Origin of the sequence: Clostridium tepidiprofundi DSM 19306, from assembly GCF_001594005.1 — a bacterium.
Taxonomy (GTDB): Bacteria; Bacillota; Clostridia; order Clostridiales; family Clostridiaceae; genus Clostridium_AC; species Clostridium_AC tepidiprofundi.
In genome coordinates this window covers 1-5,989 of sequence record NZ_LTBA01000076.1, presented here as the reverse complement: position 1 = coordinate 5,989, position 5,989 = coordinate 1, and the positions used below count along the sequence as shown (strand labels likewise).

Annotated in this window: 4 protein-coding genes and 1 pseudogene; 1 reads left to right on the top strand and 4 read right to left on the bottom strand. The window is 29.0% G+C overall.

Going from position 1 to position 5,989, the window contains the following annotated elements; all coding sequences use genetic code 11:
- Together CLTEP_RS13160 and CLTEP_RS13155 are read right to left on the bottom strand one after the other, a co-directional pair.
- On the bottom strand, positions 1-859 hold an 859-nt coding region (locus CLTEP_RS13160), incomplete at its 3' end, for a hypothetical protein (RefSeq protein ID WP_153016347.1).
- 436 nt (positions 860-1,295) lie between these two features.
- Positions 1,296-2,903 carry a winged helix-turn-helix domain-containing protein gene (locus CLTEP_RS13155; RefSeq protein ID WP_066827432.1) on the bottom strand — a complete coding sequence of 536 codons (1,608 nt, stop codon included), beginning with the start codon at positions 2,901-2,903 and terminating at the stop codon, positions 1,296-1,298.
- A 956-nt stretch (positions 2,904-3,859) separates the two neighbouring features.
- Between CLTEP_RS13155 and CLTEP_RS13150 the strand changes: the two genes are divergently transcribed.
- Positions 3,860-5,212: a replication initiation protein gene (locus CLTEP_RS13150; RefSeq protein ID WP_066827431.1), complete on the top strand. Its 1,353-nt coding sequence runs from the start codon at positions 3,860-3,862 to the stop codon at positions 5,210-5,212.
- Positions 5,213-5,348: 136 nt separating this feature from the next.
- Here the strand turns inward: CLTEP_RS13150 and CLTEP_RS13145 are convergent, their stop codons facing one another.
- Together CLTEP_RS13145 and CLTEP_RS14975 are read right to left on the bottom strand one after the other, a co-directional pair.
- Complete coding sequence (locus CLTEP_RS13145) at positions 5,349-5,624, bottom strand: hypothetical protein (RefSeq protein WP_066827430.1); 276 nt, start codon at positions 5,622-5,624, stop codon at positions 5,349-5,351.
- A 113-nt stretch (positions 5,625-5,737) separates the two neighbouring features.
- Positions 5,738-5,989, bottom strand: a pseudogene (locus CLTEP_RS14975) (recombinase family protein); the annotation flags it as partial.

The window sequence follows — 5,989 nt, the reverse complement described above, 5'->3', positions numbered from 1 at the left end:
GTGCATTTTCAGTATCTTTAAATGCTTTATCAGTTGGTGAAACTTCCTTTAACTCATCTTTAAAGAATTTATTTACAACCAAATAAACTGCCTCTGCCCTAGTTATTAATCCATGATATGTGATTCTATCTAGACTTTTATTATTTACGTTTAGAAAACCATACTCATCTACCCCTTGGGCATATTTCGTATACTCTGTTTTTCCTCCAACTGCTGATTCAAAGTTTTTATCTATTTCTATTGGCTTAACTGGAGTTGTTGCCCTATAAACAAGGGTATAAAACTGCTCTCTTGTAAGTGATTGAGTACCATTAAACGCAGTCGGATTTTCACTATCGGGTAGAAGGTTGAAATAAGCATTTATACTTGCCATTAAGTTATTTGTTCCGTCTATGTCCTTATATGCCTCTTTCGATAACTCACCTAGCTTATTCCTTACCTCTGCTTTATTCCAATACTTCTCTATAAATGCCTCATTCCTAAAGGCATCTGCTAATGTTGTATTCCCATCTCTTACGTTGTCCTTCCCCACAAATAAACACCCTGACTTACCATTTACTCCATTCTCTGATACCCTCACTATTGATAAGGTACTGTCAAAGTCTGACCTAAAGATATCATAGGTGCTTAACTGGTCTAACTGCACCCAGTCTAACCTGTTTACTTGCTCCCCTACCGTCTTTACCTCATATGACGGTTTAGATAGATTTAAGGTTATTGATTTTCCCCCATCTATCATTTTCAATAATTCACTCTGCTTAGCAGTAGTGCAACCTGCTAGTGAGGAGGATAACACTGTAAAAGCAACTACTGGTATCGCTAGCACACACAAACATATAAGCAACTTCCTCTTAAACATGATAACCACCATCCCTTTTCTTACTTAAAACGAACTAATATCTACAAAGGTATATTACAACTAGCACGTAATAAAAACAAGTGCCAAAAGAATACCTTCTATGATGCTATCGCCCAAACAAGAATAGAAACTTCTAGATGTATATCACAGTAAACACCCTTTTCTCCTAAAGAACTTCCACCACTATAAGGCTTTACGGGGTATATAGACTATTAAGAAGATATAAACACCCCGTAAAGCCCATTATATAATAGTACTATATAATGTATTAGTATTTTACCACTGTCAAATTTTAAAATGGCTCAACCATGCGGGTTTAAGGGCATTTTTTTGTTGCAATTCATGTATTAGTATTTTACCACCTTTAGTATAAAATTTGATATAAAAAAAGAGGTAAAACACCTCTCTTGCAACCAATCTTTTTTTACATTATTTACTAATAATTTAATCTATAAATATAAAAATCAAATCCATTAAATTTACTTGGTTGCCTATACCATATGCTTAATAATTTTTCATTTAATAGATTATTAATCATTACTGATATTCTTCCTTGTGTAACTCCTAAATCTTTTGCAAGGTCTGTTTGCTTAAATTGAAATAAATTACCTTTTAATGCTTTCGGATTTTCCCTTTGTTGCTTATTATGTAAATATCTCATATAGTTATATAATTTTAATTCATCTACAGTTATTGCACCCTTTATACATTCATAAGTTGCCCCATAACTTATATTATAAGTTAATTCAATCTTACTTCTTATATCTTTTAATCTATAAAATTTTTTTCTATTAATTGTATCAACTTTAATAAATCCATTTTCTTCTAAACTCTTTAATGTTTCTCTTAATGTTTTTTCACTTAAGCGACATTTATCCTTATATGTTAATTCCTTTATTATTTCGTTTTTATAAAGTCCATCACTATGATTTTTAAGTATGCAATAGATTAATAAATCATTTGCTTTCATAACTTTTGCACCCTTCCTATTATTGGCTTTTAGCTTGCTTATATGTACTTCGCTCATAGTCAATAATACCTCTCCATGACTATAATCAAAGTCACTTTCTATTCTGTTAAAACACTCTTTACTATACTTACATCCTTTACAATCCATGCTCACATGCTTTAGGTTATTGTAAATATTCTCTATTCTATTATCTAAGTTATCATTATAATTGCTTTTAATGTTCCATTCTTTGCATACTTGTTTTACCTCTGCTAATGTTTTATTTCTATTTCTTAATGCTACAACTATCTTTTGTAAATCTAAATATCTCTTTCCTTCTGGACTTCCATTAATTAGTATCTCATTTATACAATGCGGTATATTTGTATTATTAATTATAAAATTTGTCGCTCTGTCCTCTGCATCTATTTTATTTTTATCACTTGTACAAAATCTATTATATAACTTATTTATGTCATACCTTTTAATTGTATCTTTGTTAAACATCTTTATTATTTTAACCATTTTAGGCTCATGCTTAATGTTATATGTATAAGGTACTCTTAGTATTTGTGTACTCTTTATTGCATTCAAATCTGCTCCTAACTTAGTTGCTAATGCCTTTTGAACTTCTGCTACCTTTTGCAAATCTGTTGTTGGCTCTATACAAACATAGACATGATATCCATGACCACTATCCACCAAAACATGATACCATAAATTTATCGCTTTAAATCGTTCTATGATGTCTTTATAGCTAAAATTTTTATCGAAATCTTTTTTATCGAAATCAAATGCTAGTACTGACCTATTAAGTAAGTCCTCTTCCTTGCCACCTGCTCTAGTTGTTGTACTTAATGTAAAATATGTATTTTTACCATACAATGTTTGACTTGTGAAGTTAACTAAATCATCTACATTACTAAAAAATTTAACTATGTTTAGTTGCTTTTTATCATCTGTATCTACACCTAAATTATTTTGGTATATCCTAATATAATTATTCTTTTGGAGATTTCCACCTTCTCCAATTAAATTCCTAAATACAGTTTTAAAAAACTGCTTTTGTTTTATTTGTATGTCTAATTTTCCCATATTATATCCGCACCTTTCTACAAGAAATGTAAGAAAGGCAAACTATTCCATAAGATTTTTGGCTCTATATACTTGAATTTTGCTAACTATGATGTATAATAGTTAGCAAGATGATGTATAATAATTAATAAAGAGATATTAGAAAATTCATTAGTTTACCCTAAACTTTTGAATTTACCTTAAGCTTATGGAACGGTTTGCCTTAAGCTCTGAATGTTTAGATATTGGCCTATCTAAACATTTTTTCTTTTTTGCATCTTTTTTCTAGTATACTACATATTTCAAAACAAATAAACACCATCTTAAAATAAACACCTTTTATTTTGCCTGTATAAGCCCGTGTAAGGCGTTTAAAATAAAAATAGGTACAAACATACCCTAGAACATTTAAAAGCGTTCTAGGGGCTTTTTAGGGGGATATAAAGAGATTCCATTATATGCATTATTGTATGATTTACTATAATTCTTTTTAATGTCATCAAACGCTATTGCATATATGGGTTCTCCTACATTTAGTTCATCTTCTAGTACAAAATCAGATTATCTATTACTAGGTATACTTCCCTAGCATTAAACATTAAATATTATTTTCAGTATCTTAATTGTATCACAAATTAAACTAATTTTTGTTATTAACTACTACCGAAAATCTGTCCGTTAGGACAGTAGTTGTTTTATATTGTTTAACTTGTTTATATTGTTTAATATGTTTAGAGCCTCCGCGAACCCAGTAAAATCAGCGGGTCGAAATCTTAAATACAACTTTTTCGGAGTTAAATACAACTTTTTCGGAGTTAAATACAACTTTTTCGGAGTTAAATACAACTTTTTCGGAGTCTAAATACAACTTTTTCGGAGTCTAAATACAACTTTTTCGGAGTCTAAATACAACTTTTTAATATATACGTTGTATTTAGACTTACATATATGTTAAAATTTATTATGAGGTGGTGTAATTGGAAAAAAAGTTATCATTAAAAAATAATAAAGTCTCAAAATCAAATGATTTAAATTTAAGAGCCTATAAACTTTCGAGAATAGAGCAATTATTTATATTAGCAGCTATTTCACTAATTGAACCAGATGATGAAGAATTTAAAATTTACAAAATAAGAATAAAAGATTTCATTGACCTTTTGGATTTGAATGGACAATCTAAATATTATGATTTACCTAAAATAACAAAAGAATTAATGAAAAAAGTTATTGAAATTAAAAGGCCTCATAGTTTATTACAAGTAAATTGGTTTTCATCAGTAGAACATAAGCCTGGCAAAGGAATTATTGAAGTAGAATTTAGTCGCAAACTTAAACCATACTTGCTCAATTTAAAAAAGGATTTTGTTACATATGCTTTAATGCAAGTGTCTAAGCTTTCAAGCAAATATGCCATACGGTTATACGAATTACTAAAACAATATTCTTATAGAAAAATAATAACTTTTAGTATAAATGATTTTAGGCTTTTAGTAGGAATTGAAGACAATAAATATCCTCGTTATAACAATTTAAAAGAAAGAGTTATTAAAATAGCAATGAAAGAAATTAACAACAAAACAGATATAAAATTTGAGTTTGAAGAAATCAAAACAGGTAGAAAGGTAACAGGCATAAGGTTTTACATAGAGAAAAACCAAACATTCAAAAAAGAACAAAATATAGTAGACCAAACCAAACAAGAAATTGCAGTTACAAGCGGATTGCAGAGTGATGATGTAGCCTATAATACATACAATAATAGCGAATATAACGAAGCTCCTGGAGAAGAAATATCAGAGTATGATACTTTTGAATTCGCTAAAAATATATTCAAAGATAAAGAAATAACTGGATTAAACGCTAAAAAAATATATGATGCAGCAGTTAAAACTATACAAAGGAAAAATCTAAATATTAGTGTGGGTGAATTCCTAATCAAGAAAAAAATTATAGTAAATGATTACTCAAAGATACATACACTTAAAAGAGGATACATGGCGACATTGATGGCAGCTATTAAAGAAGACTGGGACAAACCCGAAAGACAAGTTGCAAAGCCGAAGGATAGTTTTACTAATTATCATCAAAGAACATACGATTTTGAAGAGCTAGAAAGAAAATTATTAGGCTGGGATAAAGTTGAAACTAAAGAAGAAGACGAGGAGGAAACTGCTGAAAATTTTACTAAAACAACAAATGAAGAAGAACAACATTTTGTAGATAAGCAGTTAAAAAAGCTTTCTGAATTACGAGATTTAGGTATTTTAACAAATGATGAATATGAATCTAAAAAAGAAATGCTATTAGAAGGCTTGTATAAGTCCATATAAGCCTTCTAAATTTGAAATAGGTATAAAACTACCCTAGAATATTTCAAAGCGTTCTAGGGTGTTTTTAGGGGCTTATATTTTAAATTGCAATGTATCCGTTCGTATATTAATTAATTTAAATACTTTTAACTTGGTTCTACTTTACTGCTTTTAACCTTGCAATTTCATTCCAGTTCTTTGATGTTACTATTTCAACTGTATTTAAATCTCTTCTTACTTCTTTAATTTCATTAAGTAATTCAAGATGCCTGTTTGCATTGGATGGTTCTAACTCACTAATTATAGTTTTTATTTCATTTTGTCCTCTTTTAATTTCTTTTATATCATTTTTTAATATCTGTATGTCTTTTTTAATTGGTTCTAATTCTTCTTTTAACACTTCTCGTATAATGCCTATCATTTCTTTATCCATATCAACAACCTCCACATCGATGATTATACTATAAAACAAATATTACCTCAAAATATTTCAAAATATCTTGATTTTAATTTTTACTTGTATTTTTCCGTGTATTCTAACAATGCTTAACTTTTTTTCTCATATTCTTTGACTCTTCTGTAGAAAGTAGGCTTAGATAAATTCAATTCTTTCATAGCTTCAACAGCTTTAATCTTTCCATTTTTCCATTTAGTGTACACTTTTTTAAATTGTTTATCATCTATTTCAACTTTAGGTCTTCCGAACTTGATTCCCTTTTCTTTAGCAGCCTTAATTCCATCAGCTTGTCTTCTTTTTATAGCTTTTCTTTCATGTTCTGCAATTGTACTTAATACTTC